Source organism: Prodigiosinella confusarubida, assembly GCF_002847015.1.
In the GTDB taxonomy this organism is placed as follows: domain Bacteria; phylum Pseudomonadota; class Gammaproteobacteria; order Enterobacterales; family Enterobacteriaceae; genus Prodigiosinella; species Prodigiosinella aquatilis.
This window is the reverse complement of record NZ_CP025085.1, coordinates 1,756,705-1,774,175: the sequence shown is the minus strand read 5'-3', so window position 1 is coordinate 1,774,175 and position 17,471 is coordinate 1,756,705. Positions and strand designations below refer to the sequence as shown.

General features: G+C 53.9%; 16 protein-coding genes. 8 read left to right on the top strand and 8 right to left on the bottom strand.

All coding sequences use genetic code 11. The features are described from left to right. The first annotated feature begins 50 nt into the window (after positions 1 to 50). Positions 51 to 1,475, top strand: coding sequence for a phosphatidylserine decarboxylase family protein (locus tag CWC46_RS08215; RefSeq protein WP_101377483.1), 1,425 nt, complete (start codon positions 51 to 53; stop codon positions 1,473 to 1,475). Between the two features lie 62 nt (positions 1,476 to 1,537). Here the strand turns inward: CWC46_RS08215 and CWC46_RS23465 are convergent, their stop codons facing one another. Beyond that, positions 1,538 to 1,669: a hypothetical protein gene (locus CWC46_RS23465; protein WP_255401464.1), complete on the bottom strand. Its 132-nt coding sequence runs from the start codon at positions 1,667 to 1,669 to the stop codon at positions 1,538 to 1,540. Here CWC46_RS23465 and CWC46_RS08210 point away from each other — a divergent pair. From CWC46_RS08210 to CWC46_RS08200, 3 genes are all read left to right on the top strand, one after another. Continuing rightward, positions 1,620 to 3,263, top strand: coding sequence for a dipeptidase (locus tag CWC46_RS08210; RefSeq protein WP_237160220.1), 1,644 nt, complete (start codon positions 1,620 to 1,622; stop codon positions 3,261 to 3,263). The genes CWC46_RS23465 and CWC46_RS08210 overlap by 50 nt on opposite strands. A 588-nt stretch (positions 3,264 to 3,851) precedes the next feature. After that, positions 3,852 to 4,856, top strand: a complete 1,005-nt coding sequence (locus CWC46_RS08205) for a radical SAM protein (protein WP_021017352.1) — start codon at positions 3,852 to 3,854, stop codon at positions 4,854 to 4,856. A 17-nt stretch (positions 4,857 to 4,873) separates the two neighbouring features. Further along, positions 4,874 to 5,176: a hypothetical protein gene (locus CWC46_RS08200; protein ID WP_021017353.1), complete on the top strand. Its 303-nt coding sequence runs from the start codon at positions 4,874 to 4,876 to the stop codon at positions 5,174 to 5,176. 199 nt (positions 5,177 to 5,375) lie between these two features. Here the strand turns inward: CWC46_RS08200 and hutC are convergent, their stop codons facing one another. Next, the gene (hutC, locus tag CWC46_RS08190) at positions 5,376 to 6,131 is read right to left on the bottom strand and encodes a histidine utilization repressor (RefSeq protein ID WP_021017354.1); all 756 of its coding nucleotides are present in this window, start codon (positions 6,129 to 6,131) and stop codon (positions 5,376 to 5,378) included. Positions 6,132 to 6,483: 352 nt separating this feature from the next. Here hutC and hutH point away from each other — a divergent pair, with 352 nt between their 5' ends. From hutH to CWC46_RS08170, 4 genes are all read left to right on the top strand, one after another. Next, on the top strand, positions 6,484 to 8,025 hold the full coding sequence (gene hutH, locus CWC46_RS08185) for a histidine ammonia-lyase (protein WP_021017355.1): 1,542 nt from the start codon (positions 6,484 to 6,486) through the stop codon (positions 8,023 to 8,025). A gap of 35 nt (positions 8,026 to 8,060) precedes the next feature. Then, complete coding sequence (gene hutU, locus CWC46_RS08180) at positions 8,061 to 9,746, top strand: urocanate hydratase (RefSeq protein ID WP_021017356.1); 1,686 nt, start codon at positions 8,061 to 8,063, stop codon at positions 9,744 to 9,746. Positions 9,747 to 9,965: 219 nt separating this feature from the next. Continuing rightward, entirely contained in the window at positions 9,966 to 11,078 is a 1,113-nt protein-coding gene (gene hisC, locus CWC46_RS08175) for a histidinol-phosphate transaminase (protein ID WP_021017357.1), read from the top strand. Further along, on the top strand, positions 11,075 to 12,226 hold the full coding sequence (locus CWC46_RS08170) for an alpha-hydroxy acid oxidase (protein ID WP_021017358.1): 1,152 nt from the start codon (positions 11,075 to 11,077) through the stop codon (positions 12,224 to 12,226). The genes hisC and CWC46_RS08170 overlap by 4 nt, the downstream gene beginning before the upstream one ends. Before the next feature lie 50 nt (positions 12,227 to 12,276). On the opposite strand, the gene CWC46_RS08165 is transcribed toward CWC46_RS08170, so the two are convergent. From CWC46_RS08165 to CWC46_RS08140, 6 genes are read right to left on the bottom strand one after another with little or no spacing between them, the layout of a single operon-like run. Then, complete coding sequence (locus CWC46_RS08165; protein ID WP_237160213.1) at positions 12,277 to 13,029, bottom strand: SDR family NAD(P)-dependent oxidoreductase; 753 nt, start codon at positions 13,027 to 13,029, stop codon at positions 12,277 to 12,279. A gap of 8 nt (positions 13,030 to 13,037) precedes the next feature. Further along, on the bottom strand, positions 13,038 to 13,229 hold the full coding sequence (locus tag CWC46_RS08160) for a hypothetical protein (RefSeq protein WP_021017360.1): 192 nt from the start codon (positions 13,227 to 13,229) through the stop codon (positions 13,038 to 13,040). Between the two features lie 10 nt (positions 13,230 to 13,239). Beyond that, a complete protein-coding gene (locus CWC46_RS08155; RefSeq protein ID WP_021017361.1) occupies positions 13,240 to 14,526 on the bottom strand; it encodes a hypothetical protein in 1,287 nt (428 codons plus the stop codon). After that, positions 14,519 to 15,853, bottom strand: coding sequence for a histidinol dehydrogenase (hisD, locus tag CWC46_RS08150; protein WP_037382493.1), 1,335 nt, complete (start codon positions 15,851 to 15,853; stop codon positions 14,519 to 14,521). Before hisD ends, CWC46_RS08155 begins: the two co-directional genes overlap by 8 nt. Before the next feature lie 5 nt (positions 15,854 to 15,858). Next, positions 15,859 to 16,623 (bottom strand): ABC transporter ATP-binding protein, encoded by a 765-nt coding sequence (locus CWC46_RS08145; RefSeq protein WP_021017363.1) that lies wholly within the window; start codon positions 16,621 to 16,623, stop codon positions 15,859 to 15,861. Continuing rightward, entirely contained in the window at positions 16,623 to 17,468 is an 846-nt protein-coding gene (locus CWC46_RS08140; RefSeq protein WP_021017364.1) for an ABC transporter permease, read from the bottom strand. Before CWC46_RS08140 ends, CWC46_RS08145 begins: the two co-directional genes overlap by 1 nt. Between the last annotated feature and the right edge of the window lie 3 nt (positions 17,469 to 17,471).

Sequence of the window (17,471 nt, the reverse complement as noted above, 5' to 3'; positions counted from 1 at the left end):
TGGCGTATTCAGTCAAGGGCGGTAGCGTACCAGAATCAAGAGGAAATATTATGGCTCGCACTAAAAATCAGGCTTCACACACACATTCTTCATCCACTGACGCCCATCACGAAGGAAGCCAATCCGGCCTACTCACTCTGGATAACGCAGGCCCGATTCAGATGGGTTTTTGGGTTCCCAACCGCGTATGGGCAACCGCTAAATTCCTTATCCCGCTTCGTCATCATATTGCCGCCAAGAAAAAGGCCAATACGCTTGCTCCATTACAACCCGTCATGCAGGAATTCAAAAACTGGGTTACGTCTCACAGTGTATACCGCATGTGGCTGACATCAATGATCGAACAGTCCAATGCGTTTATCGCCTCCCTGCCTAAAGAGACCAGAACCGAGATCAAAAAAGACGGTGATGCCATCTGGATTGAGGGATATGACAGCTTCTTCGAGATCCTCAATGAAATCATCACTACGTCATCGTCCTTCAATACCACCGCACAGGTAGGTACACCGATGAATGCGTTCCTCTCCGTCGCGATGGGAACCGAAGCCGGTGTTGCCTTGTTCCACGACGCCGCCTTCAATCAGCAATTCAAACCGGTGCTTAACGCGTGGAATACGTTCCTCAAGAGCAGCGACTCTCTCGACAAGCTCGACATTCAACACCCGGAAAAACCGGGGTCATGGATATCCAAGGCGGCTCATAAAGCAGGTGTATGGAAAGAGATGGAACACGACCCCAGTAAACCGGGATATGGCTTTGATTCATGGAATGCCTTCTTTCTCCGTCAGTTTGTGAAAGGCGCACGGCCATTCCATGGCGATCCTAAAACCCAGATCGATATCGGTTGTGAAACTACCCCCTGGAAATACGCCAACAAGATTAAGCTGGAAAGTCAATTCTGGGCCAAGGACATGAACTACTTCTTGCTCGATCTGTTCGGAGGCCAGCGGCAATGGGCGAAACTGTTTGAAGGCGGTCAGATCTATCAGGGGTTCTTGTCTGCTACACACTATCACCGCTGGAATTCACCGCTTGATGGCTTTCTGGTACGGTCGTGGGTAGAACCGGGAACCTATTTCGCCCAGCGCCCCGGACAGGGGGAAGACCAAGGCACCTGGGAAGGAACCGAATCACAACCCTATCTGGGTCACGTCGCCACCCGTGCCATCTTTATCTTCAAACACAAATCATGTGGCTATATTGCGCTCATCTGCATCGGAATGGTGGAGGTCTCCAGCTGCATCATCGATCCCAGCACTTTTATCGTCGAGGAGGGTGCGGCCCCGGTCAGTATTACTCGCGGCACCGAGATAGGCCGTTTCGAATTCGGTGGCTCGACACACATGATGATCTTCCAGAAAGATAGGGTGAAACTCGAAGCCTGGGCACGTAACGCCGTCAAACACCGCGAGGACCCCAATCCCACAAAAATGGGTAGCATTATCGCTACAGCCACCGCCGGTAACCACAAATAATCACCGGAAAGCGCATGGCTTGTCCAGTCAATAGCGTTGGTTCCCTCGGTCACGCCGGGGGATTACCCCATAGCGTAAATCAAGGTCAGGTAAAACATGTGTACCACAATGATAGTGACAAAGGGGGCTACCGCCGATGGCTCCATGATGGTCACCCACTCTGATGACGATGAACTATCGGACCAACGATTCATCTACGTCCCCGCGAAACATCATGCGCCAGGCAGTCTCCGAAGGATCGTGAACAGTACCAATGCCGCCTACCCCCGTATTGTCAGCCAGGATCGAGGTCCGGGTTATAACACGCCCAGTTGGCCGGAAACGCCGATCATCGGCGCAATACCGCAGGTTGAACACACCTATGCCTATTTCGACGGCAACTACGGCATCATGAACGAACACAATCTGATGTTCGGCGAATGTACCAATGGCGCGAAATACGAGCCTGATCCGGTTACCGTAGAAGAGGCGGCGAGCAACGACACCCACTGCCGGCTGTTTTACAGCGCGGAGCTATCAAGGATTGCGCTGGAACGATGCAAAACCGCACGGAAAGCCGTGGAACTGATGGGCTCGCTTATTGACACCTACGGTTACTTCTCGACAGGCGAAACCCTGTTGGTGGCCGATGAACACGAAGGGTGGGTGTTCGAAATGTGCGCCCTGCCCGATGAGGTTTACCACTCCGCCTGGATTGCCCAGCGCGTACCGGATAGCACCGTGTTTGTCGCGGCCAACGAGTTTCGCATCCGGGAAATAAAAGAAGGCAACCCGGATCAATTTTTTTCCAGACACCTGTTGTCCGGGCTGAAAAAAGTCGGTTGGGCGACACCGGAAACCGGCCCGGTCGACTGGCTTACTTCCGTCAGTTGGGGCGAATACAACCACCCTTATTACTCGCTGCGTCGGGTCTGGCGGATCTTTGATCGAGTCAATCCCGACCTGGGACTCAGCCCATGGGTAAACGGCGGTAGCTACACCACTGATTATCCCTTCTCGGTATCCCCCAAAAGCCCGCTTAGTACCCAGGATGTCTTTGCTCTCTACCGTGACCACTATGAAGGCACGCCGTTTGACCTGACCAAAGGTGTAGCCGCTGGCCCGTATGGTGACCCTAATCGCTATATCGGTCCCTACGATGGCGATCAAAATAACGTTTCCACTACCACGCGACCGCTGAGTGGTGCATGGGAACGCGCTATATCAATTTTTTATCAAGGGTATGTTTATGTCGCCCAAACACGACCAACCGCGCCTGAACTCACTAAAGGGATCGTCTGGTTCGGGCCCGACGTTGCCAGTACGACCTGCTTTTCGCCATTCCCATCCCGGGTAACCAACCTGCCACTCTCCTATCAGGTTGGCGATCCCCAGAAGTTTGACCGCATCGCTGCCTGGTGGGCCTTTGATTTCGTGGCGAACTGGGCCAGACTCAACTACCAACGGATGTACAACGTGGATATCCGCCCCTTGCAACAAATACTGGAAACCATAGCGGTACAACGATTGTGTGAGTGGGACGACATCATGGCCAGGGAAAATGATGCCGCGCTGCTCACCTCACTATGCGGAAAAAACGCTCACGACATTCTGACACGCTGGTGGGAACTGGCCGATATGCTGATTGCCAAATACTCCGATGGCTACATTAATCCGCCGCCCGCTCCGCCGCAAAATCCGCCAGCCATTCCTATTGGCTACTCGGCCGACTGGCTAAGCATCACCAATTATCGAAACGGTCCAGTAACTTATGATATGCCGGTAACACCACAAGGAACCCGCGGCTGAGCGGCGACAATAGTCAATTGACCTAGGGGCGCGTGGTGGCTTTGGCCACATCATCCGACAATCTGGCATTAAACCGCTGGCATGGTGTGGCCTGATTCATTCTGTTCAGTATTCCTTCTCGCTACGTGGAGAGTGAATTTATTGGATTGCAACATTGGCTGACCTATATTTTTTTGAGCCAACTGGCACAGTTTGCTCACTCCATATCCATCAAGGTTAGAATTGATTATCTCATCCCAATAAAAATTATCGAAATAATAACAATTAAGACTAATAGTCTTAAATATATAAAGATGAATAACTTTTATCTGACTATGAAATTCCGCGTTACATCCACTTCATCTTTCATATTGCTGATGCATTGATTTTATTCATCCGAATTATTTACTTAGGTAAGCGTATCGTGATTCGCTCACTTGCTGCCTTTTTGCATCCTGAAGTCTACTCGATATAAAAACCAGACATCAAATCGATCATCAGTGGAAATAAAATTTTCATTAACTATAGTTAATAGAGAAGAATAATAAAATCAATACACCTGTAATGTAAAGCATGGTGGGTATGTTTGATAAACCGAGAGTATCATAAATGAACAATCATATCTTAGCCTCATTAGATGACCGATACCTTGAACTGACTATAATGCCTACCGAGCAGTGTAATTTCAGATGTGTATATTGTTACGAGGATTTCGCAATTGGCAATATGAGAAATGAAGTTGCTGATTCAATTAATAAGTTCGTTGATAATGCATTACCAAGACTAAGAAAATTAAATATATTATGGTTCGGAGGAGAACCACTTTTAGCATTACGTCAGATCACAAAAATCAGCAGTCATATAAAATACAGCGCAAAGCAAAATAATGTTGAATATACCAGCAGTATGACGACAAATGGCTATTATTTGACACTTAAGAATTTAACTGCCTTAGTAAACCTGAACATAACAAGCTATCAAATCACGCTTGATGGATATGCAGAATACCATGATAAGATGAGAAAAAAATCCAATGGAAAAGGGTCTTTTCAAACGATATGGCATAACCTTATGGAAGCCAGGAGATCGACGTTAAATTTTAATATAATACTAAGGGTACATTATTCTCCTGATAATATTCATCAAACCATTACGTTAATAGAAAGAATAAACAAAGAATTTTCTAATGACCATAGATTCACAATTTTTTTCCATTCCATTGAAAGACTAGGCGGAGATAATGACGATAACATTACCATTTTTAATGATAAAAAAGAAAAGCTAACTTATTTGTCCGAGTTATTAAAGTTAATACAGCCAGAACTGATTTTTCAATCTGTTAACAATAATTATATTTGTTATGCTGCAAAACTAAATAGTTTTGTTATACGCCCTAATGGAGATGTTTTAAAATGTACTGTAGCACTTAACAGTGATGTCAATAGCATTGGACACTTAAACAAAGATGGTTTAATGACATTAGACATAGATAAAGTACGAGCATGGTCTATCCCATTATTTACTGAAAATGAAAAAGATCTAGAGTGCCCATCAATATCCGCACACAAATTGTGGGCAGATAAATCAACAATCCCTGTTACAAACATCATATAAACAGTGAGGTATATATTATGGACCACGTCGACATTCCCCAAAAAGACTGTGTCATTGATGAAGATAAAAAGCAATTAATTTTCAAAAAAAATAGTAAATTGGAACAATACCTTATTACCAATACGTCATCACAAATCAATACCTCTTTTGGAAAAATATCTGTAAAAGATATCACAGTACAACCTGATGGCAGAATAGTTTTCAATAATATTGATGCAGAGAAAACAAAAGCATTATTTGATGCAGCACATCAGGCCAGTACCCGTGGTGATGTGGTTGTAAATACAAATATAGGAAATTGTGGTTGTTCGACCAATTAATATAGGGTCGAAAGCATTGGATCATTTAAAGCAGTATCAATTAATGGGATAAGTTATTTACTGTACATATCCTGAATAATTCGAGTTGCAGAAAGAAAGCTGCCGGGTGAGTCTCCAGAAGCTGATATCAGTCAGTGACTGGGGACTTACTCGGTTTACCGCGATTATCTGGCACCAATATATCGCATATCGCCAGGCATCAGCCGTGCCCTTTGAAACGCCCCAACAACTTGTAGCGCGAACCGGGATACAGCAGCTTGGCATAGGTGACGATTTTGGCATCGCTCCAGGTTTGGCGGTGAATCAATAAACAGGGTTCGTGCTCATCCAATAGCAGTTCCTTGCGCTGGCGTGCATCTGGCACCACCGCTTCCACAATATGCTCTCCTGCGGTCAACGGAGCCACACGCATCAGGTAGGTGTACGGCGTCTGGTTGTCATAGTCCTGCCTAAGGTAATCCGGTGCCATCAGTGGGTTTACCAACCGATCTTCCAACTGCACCGGCAAATCGTTCTCGTAATGCACAATCACTGAATGAAAAATCGAATGACCGGTGGCCAGACCCAGTACCGCTGCCTGCTCCGGATCGGCCTTCACTTCTGCCAACGACAGAATTTTACTGGTATGACGATGGCCTCGCTGGGCAATTTCTTCTGCGATGTTATGCACTTCCAGCATGGCGGTATAGCCCTTCATCTCGACAACAAAGGTACCTACGCCCTGCATACGAATCAAATAACCTTCACTGGTCAACTCGCGCAGAGCGCGATTGATCGTCATGCGGCTGACGCCGAGCTCATTGACCAGCTCACTCTCGGACGGCACGCGTTGATTAGCTTTCCACACGCCTTCGGTGATCTGGCTGATGATCGCCTGCTTCACGCGCAAATAAATGGGCGCCGGCTGATCACTCATGGCGGCGGCAAGTTGCGAAATAGCGCTCTGCTCGACCATATCCATATCCTTAAGAAAAATGACAACTTCAGTTTACTGGTTGATAAAGCAAATGTATATACATCTTAATTGGCGCGCCAGCACCAAAATAGTGCATAAAAAGCCTCAGTTCAGTGCATCATAATTACCATACTGGCTGCTATTCTGCGGCGATCACGGTATTAGGTCCCCCGGAATGATATAAGCAATCTGGCATAAGCATTGCAACAAGTTGTATATACAATACTATACGCCTTAGGCTTCACTCAGCATCGTGATGATCTGACTACGTGATGCCAGTGACGGCGACCTGACACTTTGCCCGTTTAATCGGGTTTCCTTTTCGCAGAACTTGTATAGACAGGAGTATACTATGTTGCTCGGTACACAAGCATGTCACCTGACGCCCGGTGAGGTGGATTTGACGACGCTCAAAGCCATCTACCACGGTGATGTCAGCCTGGCGTTGGATGAACACGCACGCACCGGGGTGATTGCCGCCCGTAATACCGTTGATGCCATCGTCAGTGCCGGTAACGTGGTGTACGGTATCAACACCGGCTTTGGCAAGCTGGCGCAAACCACCATTCCCGCAGCTCGCCTGGCCGAATTACAGCGTAACCTGGTGTTATCCCACAGTGTCGGTCTGGGTGAACTGCTGCCAGATAATGTGGTACGCCTGATCATGGCAACAAAAATCATCAGTCTGGCGCGTGGCCATTCCGGCATCCGCATCGAACTACTGGACGCACTGATCGCCTTGTTCAACGCCGGCGTGATGCCGTGTATTCCTGAAAAAGGCTCGGTCGGTGCTTCTGGCGATCTGGCCCCGCTGGCGCATATGTCGCTGACACTGCTGGGTGAAGGCGAGGTGCGAGTAGCAGGTAAACGCATCCCCGCCGTAGACGGGCTGAAAAAAGCCGGTCTGGAACCGTTCGTCCTCGGCCCGAAAGAGGGACTGGCGCTACTAAACGGCACCCAGGTATCCACCTCGCTGGCACTGCGCGGCCTGTTCGAGGCCGAAAAAGTGTTCGCCGCCGGCCTGATATCCGGCATGCTCTCACTGGAAGCCATCAAAGGTTCAGTCAAACCATTCGACGCCCGGATTCATCAGGCCCGCGGCCAGCAAGGCCAGATAGCCGTAGCCGCCGCCGTCTCCACACTGCTGGAAGGCAGTGAAATCCTCTCCTCTCACGTCAACTGCGGACGCGTGCAGGATCCCTACTCTATCCGTTGTGTACCGCAAGTCATGGGTGCCTGCCTGGATAACCTGCAACACGCCGCGCGCGTGCTACAGATAGAAGCCAACGCAGCTTCCGACAACCCGCTGGTATTTACCGATACCGGAGATGTCATTTCTGGCGGTAACTTCCATGCCGAACCAGTGGCCTTCGCCGCCGATATCATCGCGCTGGCGGTGGCAGAAATCGGCGCCATCTCCGAGCGTCGTCTGGCATTACTGCTGGATAGCGGTCTGTCCGGTCTGCCGCCGTTTCTGGTCAACGATGGCGGCGTCAACTCCGGCTTTATGATTGCCCAGGTCACCGCCGCCGCGCTGGCATCGGAAAACAAATCCCTCGCCCATCCAGGCAGTGTGGACAGCCTGCCTACCTCCGCCAACCAGGAAGATCATGTTTCGATGGCCACCTATGCGGCGCGGCGTCTGGGAGAGATGTGCTTCAACACCGCCGCGGTGGTCGGTATCGAAGCTATGGCAGCGGCACAAGGTATCGATTTTCACCGCCCGCTGAAAAGCTCCGCAGTCCTGGAACAGGAGCTGGCACGCTTGCGTGAGCGCGTAGCGTTCCTGGATAAAGACCGCCTGATGGCACCCGATATCGAGCAGATGCGACTATGGGCTGTCAATACTGTCTGGCCTGATGCCATCACCACCATGCTGCCCAGCTACGCCTGATCAGGGATAACCCTATTTTGGATAAGGAATAAGAAATGACTGAGACTGTAAGCAAAGCCGTCGCTCGCGTGGTGCGCGCCCCTCACGGCAGCGAATTGCACTGTGCCAACTGGCTGATTGAAGCCGCTTACCGCATGATCCAAAACAACCTCGACCCAGACGTAGCTGAGCGCCCAGAAGATCTGGTGGTCTATGGTGGGATTGGCAAGGCGGCACGCAACTGGGAATGTTTCGAACAAATTCTGCGCTCGCTCAAGGCGCTCCAGCCAGAAGAGACGTTGCTGGTGCAGTCCGGCAAGCCGGTCGGGGTGTTCCGCACCCATGCCGACGCTCCGCGGGTGCTGATCGCCAACTCGAACCTGGTGCCCCACTGGGCCAACTGGGACCACTTTCATGAGCTGGATAAGGCCGGTCTGATGATGTACGGCCAGATGACCGCCGGTTCGTGGATCTACATCGGCGCGCAAGGCATTGTGCAGGGAACCTATGAAACGTTTGTCGAAGCCGGCCGTCAGCATTACCACGACGACCTGCGTGGCAAATGGATCCTGACTGCCGGTCTGGGCGGTATGGGCGGTGCTCAGCCGCTGGCTGGTGTACTGGCTGGCGCTTCGGTACTGGCGGTGGAATGCCAGGAATCGCGCATCGATTTCCGTCTGCGAACCCGCTATCTGGATTACAAAGCCTACACACTGGATGAAGCCCTGCAAATGATCGCTGAAGCTAACCAGGCACAGCGCGCTATTTCGGTCGGCTTACTGGGCAATGCGGCGGAAGTGCTGCCGGAGCTGGTCAAGCGCGCCAAAGCCGGCGGTATGAAACCCGATATTGTCACCGATCAAACCTCTGCGCATGACCCGATCAACGGCTATCTGCCGATCGGCTGGACGCTGGATCAGTGGGCCCGGTTGCGTACCGAGGATCCACAGGCAGTGAATAAAGCCGCACGCGCCTCCATGGCGGTACATGTTCAGGCGATGCTCGACTTTTGCCATATGGGCATTCCAACCGTCGACTACGGTAACAACATTCGTCAGGTGGCGCTGGACGAAGGCATCAGCGATGCCTTTGATTTTCCTGGCTTCGTGCCCGCCTATATCCGTCCGTTGTTCTGTGAAGGTAAGGGGCCGTTCCGCTGGGTCGCCCTGTCCGGCGATCCGGAAGATATTTACAAGACGGATGCCAAACTCAAAGAACTGTTCCCGGACAACAAGAATCTGCACCGTTGGTTAGATATGGCACGCGAACGCATCGCCTTCCAGGGGTTGCCGGCCCGTATCTGCTGGCTGGGTCTTGGCGAACGTCATCTGGCTGGGCTGGCATTCAATGAAATGGTACGTAATGGCGAACTGAAAGCACCGATCGTTATCGGCCGCGACCACCTGGACTGCGGCTCGGTGGCCTCGCCCAACCGCGAAACCGAGTCGATGAAAGACGGATCTGACGCCGTATCCGACTGGCCGCTACTCAACGCGCTGCTCAGCACTGCCGGTGGCGCCACCTGGGTTAGCCTGCATCATGGCGGCGGCGTGGGCATGGGCTTCTCACAGCATGCCGGTCTGGTGATCGTCTGTGATGGCACCGAACAGGCTGACACCCGTCTGGGTCGCGTGCTGTGGAACGACCCTGCTACTGGCGTAATGCGTCATGCTGATGCGGGCTATGATAGCGCCGTAGCCTGCGCCCATGCGCACGACCTGAATCTGCCGATGGTGAAGTAATACCTGACAGAGCGTTGACAAACTTACGTATAGCGTCGGAACGGTGATAATGAGAAAGAGAAGTAAAGCATCCGCGCCAGGGATGACGCGGCTTGAGCTTACAGGGAGGGACTTGCAGCGTCTTTACGATCTTCTCATTATCGCCGCTATATATGCTTTGTCATCAAACGCGTTTGATATTGTCTCTGCCCCTCCATGCGATTCAATCTGGAGACCATTATGTCCGAACAGTTGATTAATACGTTGGTTCGTAAAGAAGCACGACAGTTGGGTGCCTATAACGCCGGGCTGTCCGATGAAGCAGTTCGTGCCCGCTACAACGTGGATACCATTGCGCGTCTGGCCAGTAATGAAAACCCGCTGGGAGCCAGTCCACAGGTAATAACCGCGTTGCAGGAGAGTGCCCGCCTCAGCGCCATTTACCCGGACCCCAGCAGCCAGCAGCTACGCGATGCATTGGCCCAGACCAATGGCGTAGACGCCAACCGGGTGATTATCGGCAACGGATCGGAAGACCTGCTCAAGCTCCTGTGTCTGGCCTTCGTTAACCCTGGTGACCGGGTAGTGACACTGCTGCCGTCGTTCGGCCTGCATCTGATTTACCCACAGATGATGGGAGCCAATGTCACTGGTGTACCGGTCAATGCCCAGATGGCATTTGATGTCGCGGCCTGGCAACAAGCGTTGCAGACCCCGGCTAAAATGGTCATGTTCAGCAACCCATCCAACCCGGTCGGCTGCATGCTGGACGGCGACGGCTTCCAGCGCCTGATTGACAGTTCGCCACAAGATTGTCTGCTGGTCATCGATGAGGCCTATTACGAATATTGCGCACAGTTGGATGGCTATCCCGATAGCCTGGCAGTGCTGCAACACCAGTCGCGGCCATGGGTCGTACTGCGTACTTTTTCCAAAGCTTATGGTCTGGCAGGGCTGCGCGTCGGCTACGGACTGGCCAGCGATCCCGCGTTGGTCGATATTCTCAACCGGGTGCGCACACCATTCAATATCAACCGTTCAGCCCAGGCAGCGGCTATCGCCGCCCTGCACGATAGTGACCACACCGCACGCAGCGTAGCCCACGTCAGCGCTCAGCGTACCTGGTTGGCAGATCAATTGACTCAACTCCGGTTACAGGTGGTGCCGTCAAGCGCCAACTTCCTGTTCTTCCGTACTGCGGGGGATAGCGCCGCGCTGGCTCAGCGGCTACTGCCATTTGGTGTGATTGTCAAACCCTGGCTGGAGCCGGGTTATACCCATTGGATCCGCGTCTCGGTGGGTAGCACGGTCGACAATCAACGTTTCATCAGTGCGCTCAGGCAGGTACTATGATCTTAAATCTCGACGACTTTCGGACGCAGGCCCGACGGGCACTGCCTGGATTCGCATTCAGTTATGTGGATGGCGGGGCAGATGATGAACGCACGCTGGCGCATAACCGAACCGTATTCGAACGCTGGCAATTCGTGCCACCAGTGCTCAAGGACTGTAGCCAGCGGGATCTGAGCGTAGTTCTGGGCCGGGAGACTTTGTGCGCCCCCTTGCTCATCGCCCCTACTGGCTATAACGGCATGCTACGTTATCAGGCTGATCTGATGTTGGCACGTGCCGCACGCCGTGCTGGCATCAGCCTGATCCAAAGCACCGTCTCCACCGCCTCGCTGGAAGAGGTAGCGGCCGACGGTCAGGGCCATCATTGGTTTCAACTATATGTCCTCAAAGATCGCCGCGTAACCATCGATCTGCTCACCCGCGCTCGCGCCGCCGGTTGCACCACACTGGTGGTATCGGTGGACGCGGTACATTTCGGCAATCGGGAACGAGACAAACGCCACTACCGACGGCCGATGAAACTGTCGTTGCGCAGCTTGCTCGACGTGGCGCGTCGGCCAGGCTGGGTCTGGCGTACCTTAAAACCACAGGGTATGCCGGGCTTCGGCAACCTAAAACCCTACCTGCCACCACAATACCAACGTGGTGTCGGCGGCGCAGCCTATTTTGCCGAGCAGATGGACACGACCCTCAACTGGGAAACACTAGGTTGGCTGCGTCAGCAATGGCAGGGAGATCTATTGATCAAAGGGATCATGACGGTGGGGGATGCGCGGCAGGCGATGACGCTGGGGGCGGATGGCGTCGTATTATCCAACCACGGTGGCCGTCAGTTGGACGGGAGCATCAGCCCGATGCTGGTACTGTCGGACATCCGCCACGCGCTGGGTGAGCAGGCGATAATTCTCATTGACAGTGGTTTCCGCCGCGGTACCGATGTCGTCAAGGCGCTGGCGTTAGGTGCCAACGCCGTACTGCTGGGACGCCCTTTGCTGTATGCGGTGGCTGCTGCCGGTGAAGCCGGTGCGCATCAGGCGTTATCCATCCTGTACGCTGAAATCGATCGCACGCTGGCGCAGCTAGGTTGCAGTTGCATCAATGAGCTGGGCCCGCATCTGCTACGGGAAAACCTCCCAACACTACGCTGAAGCGGCGTGAGTCCCTCACTGCCATACCAAACCGGTCGCATATGGCCGGTTCAGATCGCCGCCAGATATCCCCCATCGATATACAGTACCTGACCGGTTATATAGCGCGCCGCATCGGAGCACAGAAAAATTACCGCACCAACCAGATCGTCCAGCTCACCGAAACGTCCTTGCGGAATCTTTTGCAGCATCGCCTCGCACCACTGGGTATCCTGATAGAACACTGCGGTTAGATCGGTGCTGAAATAACCAGGTCCGATACCATTAACCCGGATACCGTCACGCGCCCACTCAGTGCTCAGAGTGTGGGTCAGCCCCACCAGTCCCGACTTCGATGCGCCGTAAGCCGCTGCGCCCGGCACACCCACCTGACTGGTCAGCGAACACAGATTGATGATCGAACCGCCGCTATTTTTCACCATAAACCGGGCGGCAGCCTGAGCCGTAAAAAAAGCGCCCTTCAGGTTGGTGTCAACAATGCGCTGCCATAACGCCTCATCCAGATCCAGTGACGGACATACCTGCTCAGTGCCCGCATTGTTAATCAGAATATCCGGGGCAACGTCCAGTGCGGCAAACACCGACGAAATCTGCGCGGTGTTTGCCACATCCAGCAATACGCCCTGCGCACCGGCATCCACCTGACGCAGGTGCGACAGCGCCGCTGACAGGCTGTCTTGATCGCGTCCGGTGATGGTCACCATAGCACCCGCCTCAGCCAGTCCTAGTGCTAGCGCATGGCCAATACCACGCGTGCCGCCGGTCACCAGCGCATGCCGGCCCTGTAACGAAAAAGTCTGCATCCGCGCATTCATGGCTGGATCACCGATTTAAGATAGGGACTCTTGCCCTTGATAAGGTGGTCATAAGTCTGAGGCACCGCGTCCAGCGGGATTGACGGCGCCACCAATCCCCACAGCCGCACCTGCCCTGCCGCGATGGCCGGCTCGGCAACCGACTCCACGCGTAGATCGCCAATGCCGTATAATCGTACCGCCTCCATACTTCGCTCCTTAAATCAGTTGCTGCAACCACTGATTGAACGCGTCATCGCCCTCGCTGCCGAGCATCACAGCCAGAGACAGACCTAGCGGCGAGCTGACCGACGTATGCCCACTGCCTCCGTCGGCTCGCAAATCCAGCACCAGCATCGGACAGCAGAATAACGCCAGCCGCACGATGCGCTGCCAGTGCCGGGGTAACCAACCACGCGCCTTCAGCTCGCGCAGCAGAGGACGCCAGTAACGCTCGCCCTTACTATTGAGGAAAGCGGCGCGCAGTGGCGTCAGTTGCCAGTCGTGCCGCACCTCAAGGGTATCGCCGCGCCGTTTAACACTGATCTGATAACAATCCGTCGCCTGCGCGGGCTCGTATAGCCAGTGCGGATGGGCAAAAATATTGTGGAAAGTGGCCTTAACCTCCGCCAACAGCGCTGGAATATGGCTGCCAGCAAACGCCGGGTCGAAACTCACCAATTGTGGCTGATCAGCATGGGTATCGAACCACACATTCGCATTATGGGCATCACCGTGCGCCACCACCACGCCGTGATTGGCCAGACTTCCCGGCGCCAGCACCACCGCTGCCTCCAAAAACAGTTGGCGCAACGTATGACCATAACGCACACCGTTGATTTCCCATTGCAAATTGCTCAACGTTTGCCAACTGAGCGATTCGTCGCCCAGTTTAAAGGTTTGATCCACATAGAACTGTTTGACACGGCCACCGAGTCCCGGCGTATCGCCAGGGGACATCAACCGATGATAGAACAATTGATGAATCGGTTCCGTCACCACGTCGGCGGCCTGTCCCGGTCGCAAGGTTGGCAGGGTAAGGGCCAGGATTTCGGCATCGGCACGCTGTTGTGCACCCACCACAGCGCCCATACCATCCCAGTCGCCGCTCAGCTCGATATCACGGCACACGTCCGCCAGCCGACGATCATTGCGCAGTTGATACAATAAAATTTGCCGTCCCGGCTCACCACAGGCATACAGCGGTACATCCACCCGGAAACCGTGATCACGCAGCAACCCAGCACGGTAATACTCCTCAATGGTATGGTCTTCACCCTCTTCATGGTGGTATTTGAAGAACAGTGTGCGATCATCCGCCAGCGTGACACGGCCGTTCAGTGAATTCAAACTGTACTGGTCGCGGTTAATCTCCAGATGACGAGCAGGTATGCCGACGACTTCCCCAATCAGCTGACACAGCTTGTCACTCGCCGGTTGCCATTTTCCAGCACGCGCCAGTGTCCGGGCTTGCGCGGCCAGTGGTTCTCGGCAGGCCTCAGGCATTGTTTTTTCCTTCCAGTAGTCGCTTGCGTACATCGGAAACTGCCAGCGCATGTCCTGGGAAACCTTCGTATTCGGCGAAACGCTTGGCCTTGACGGCCAGTGGGTCATAACCCGCGGCGGTGACATAACCGATGGAGATGCGCTTCATGTAATCAAACACTGACAGCGGCCCGGCCGTTTTAGCCGCGCCGTTGGTGGGCAGTACCGCGTTAGGGCCCAACACAAAGTTACCTAAGGTGATCGGAGTATAATTGCCCAACAAGATCTCACCGGCATTGCGAATCTTCGTCATCACCGCCATTGGCTCGGCGGCCAGGATTTCCAAATGCTCTGGGGCATACTGGTTAACGAATTCCACTGCGGTGGCAAAATCACGGGTCAGCACCACGCCGCCGTGATCGCCGCCCAGGACCTTCTGCGAAAACTCGGCGCGTTTTTCGGTCTGCTGCGCCCAGTAACCGGGCAAAGCGGCGATGGCCTGCTCCGCCACGCGGCGGCTGGAGGTCACCAGATAAGCGGATGAGTCAGGACCGTGTTCCGATTCAATCAGTAAATCGAGTGCCGCCAATGCGCCATCTACGCTGTCGTCCGCCAGAATCAGACTTTCGCTTGGGCCGGCTGGCACACCCGGATCCAGCAGGTGGGTCAGTTGACGCTTGGCTGCCACGACCCACGGGCTGCCTGGACCGACGATTTTCAGACACTTTGGTACGCTCTGGGTGCCGTAGGCCACTGCCGCCACGCCCTGAGCGCCACCACATTTGTAAATTTCCGTGATACCCACCAGACGCGCCGCCACCAGAGTTGCGTCATCCACCTTGCCGTCCGGTCCCGGCGGGGTAATAACAATTGCGCGCGGAACACCGGCCACCACGGCCGGCACCGCCGTCATGACCAACACGCTAGGGAATGAGCCTTTGCCGCGCGGCACATAACAAGCCACTGCGTCGATCGGCACATGGCGATCGCCAGCAAAGGCACCTGGCTGCATTTCCTTGAGCCACATCTCTTCCGGTTTCTGAGCCTCGTGAAAAGCACGCACGTTTTCCACCGCAAAGCGGATCGATTCGATCACTTCCGGGTCCATGCGTGCGAAAGCGTCGTCGAACTCACTTTCTTCAGCACGGATAGCGAAATGTTCCGGCTGCACGCCATCGAATTCACGGGCGAAACGGATCAGTGCCGCATCACCTTCCTGCTGTACCGCGGCAATAATCGGCACTACGCGCTCGGTGAAGAATGACAGATCGGATTCAGTACGTTTGAACAGTTCGGCGGGCAGCGTATCTGACGCCGACAGATCATGAAAAGTTACAGCCATCTTCATTTCCTTTATTCATTAGCCAGTGCCGGATGGCGTATGCGATCCAGAACACGATGTTGTAGGTCAATAAATTCAGCCTCTCGGCTTAACGCCTCTACGCGTGGGCGCGGCAAGCCGACATCGAAAGTCGTCTCTATAACGCCTTGTCCCATCACCACAATGCGATCAGACAACCACACAGCCTCCTCAATATCGTGGGTGACGAACATCACCGTCAGACGGTGCTTTTCCCAGATTTCAATCAACAGTTGCTGCATCTGGTGACGCGTCATGGCGTCCAGCGCACCGAACGGCTCGTCCATCAGCAGGATCTTCGGACGGTAAGACAGCGCACGCGCAATCGCCACGCGCTGCTTCATGCCACCGGACAGTTCGCCGGGCCAACGGTCGCCGGCGTTGTCGAGTTTCACCAGTTCCAGGTGTTGCTGAGCGATATCACGGCACTGACTGGCGGGGATGCCAGCCGCCTTGAGGGCGAATTCAATATTCTGACGCGCGGTCAGCCAGGGCAGCAAGGTGTAGGACTGGAACACCACACCACGATCAATGCCGGGACCGGTAATCGACTGCCCATCCACCAGCACGTCGCCGCTGTCGAACTCTTCCAGCCCGGCGGCGATAGACAGCAACGTGCTTTTGCCGCAACCCGAGGCACCGACAATCGACACGAACTCGTTATCATGCAGGGTCAGGTCGATACCGTGCAGCACGCGGCGGCGCGTTTTGCCCAACGGAAAACTTTTTTCCAGCGTTTGCAGGGTTAAGGTAGCCATCAGGAACGCCTCCGGTTATAGCGGAACAGCACGCGCTCAGCGGCGCGCATCAGTTGGTCGGTAATAAGCCCGAGGAAACCGAGCAACAGGATATAGCCGATGATCGTGTCGGTCTGGAAATAGCGCTGCGACACCACAATGCGGTAGCCCAGTCCGGAAGTTGAAGCCACCAGCTCGGCCAGCACCAACCAGGTCCAGGCCCAACCCAGACTGATACGCAGGGCATCCCAAATACCGGGTAATGCAGCCGGCAGCACAATACGATACAAGATCTTGCGATCCGGCATGCCCAGCGTGCGGCCCAGACCAATAAAGTCGATGGGCACCCGTTTGACTGCATCAATCATCATCAGCACCTGCTGGAAGAAGGTACCAATCCAGATCACCAGGAACTTTTGGATATCATCGGTGCCAGTCCACAGAATCGTCAGCGGCACAAAGGCTACCACCGGCATATATCGGATAAAGTCCACCAGCGGTTCGACGATAGCCTTGAACAGACCGTAACAACCCGCTAACACACCGATGACGATAGACATCACCGACGAAATGGCAAAGGCGATCACAATGCGGTACAGGCTACTTTTCACATCCCCCCACAGTGTCCCATCAGCCGCGAGGCCGGCAATACGCCACCAGACGCGATCCAGACCAGGTAGAAAAATGGCTGGGATCGCACCGTTACGGGTGGCCAGCCACCAGCTCAGCAACAGCAGCACAAACACTGCCACGGCGATAGTCAGAAATTGCGTGCGTGTAGGTTCCTTACCGATGGTCATCAGGCTCCAACGACGGCGGCGCGGTTTGTCTGGCATGCTGACGCTCTCCAGCTTTAACGAACTCATACT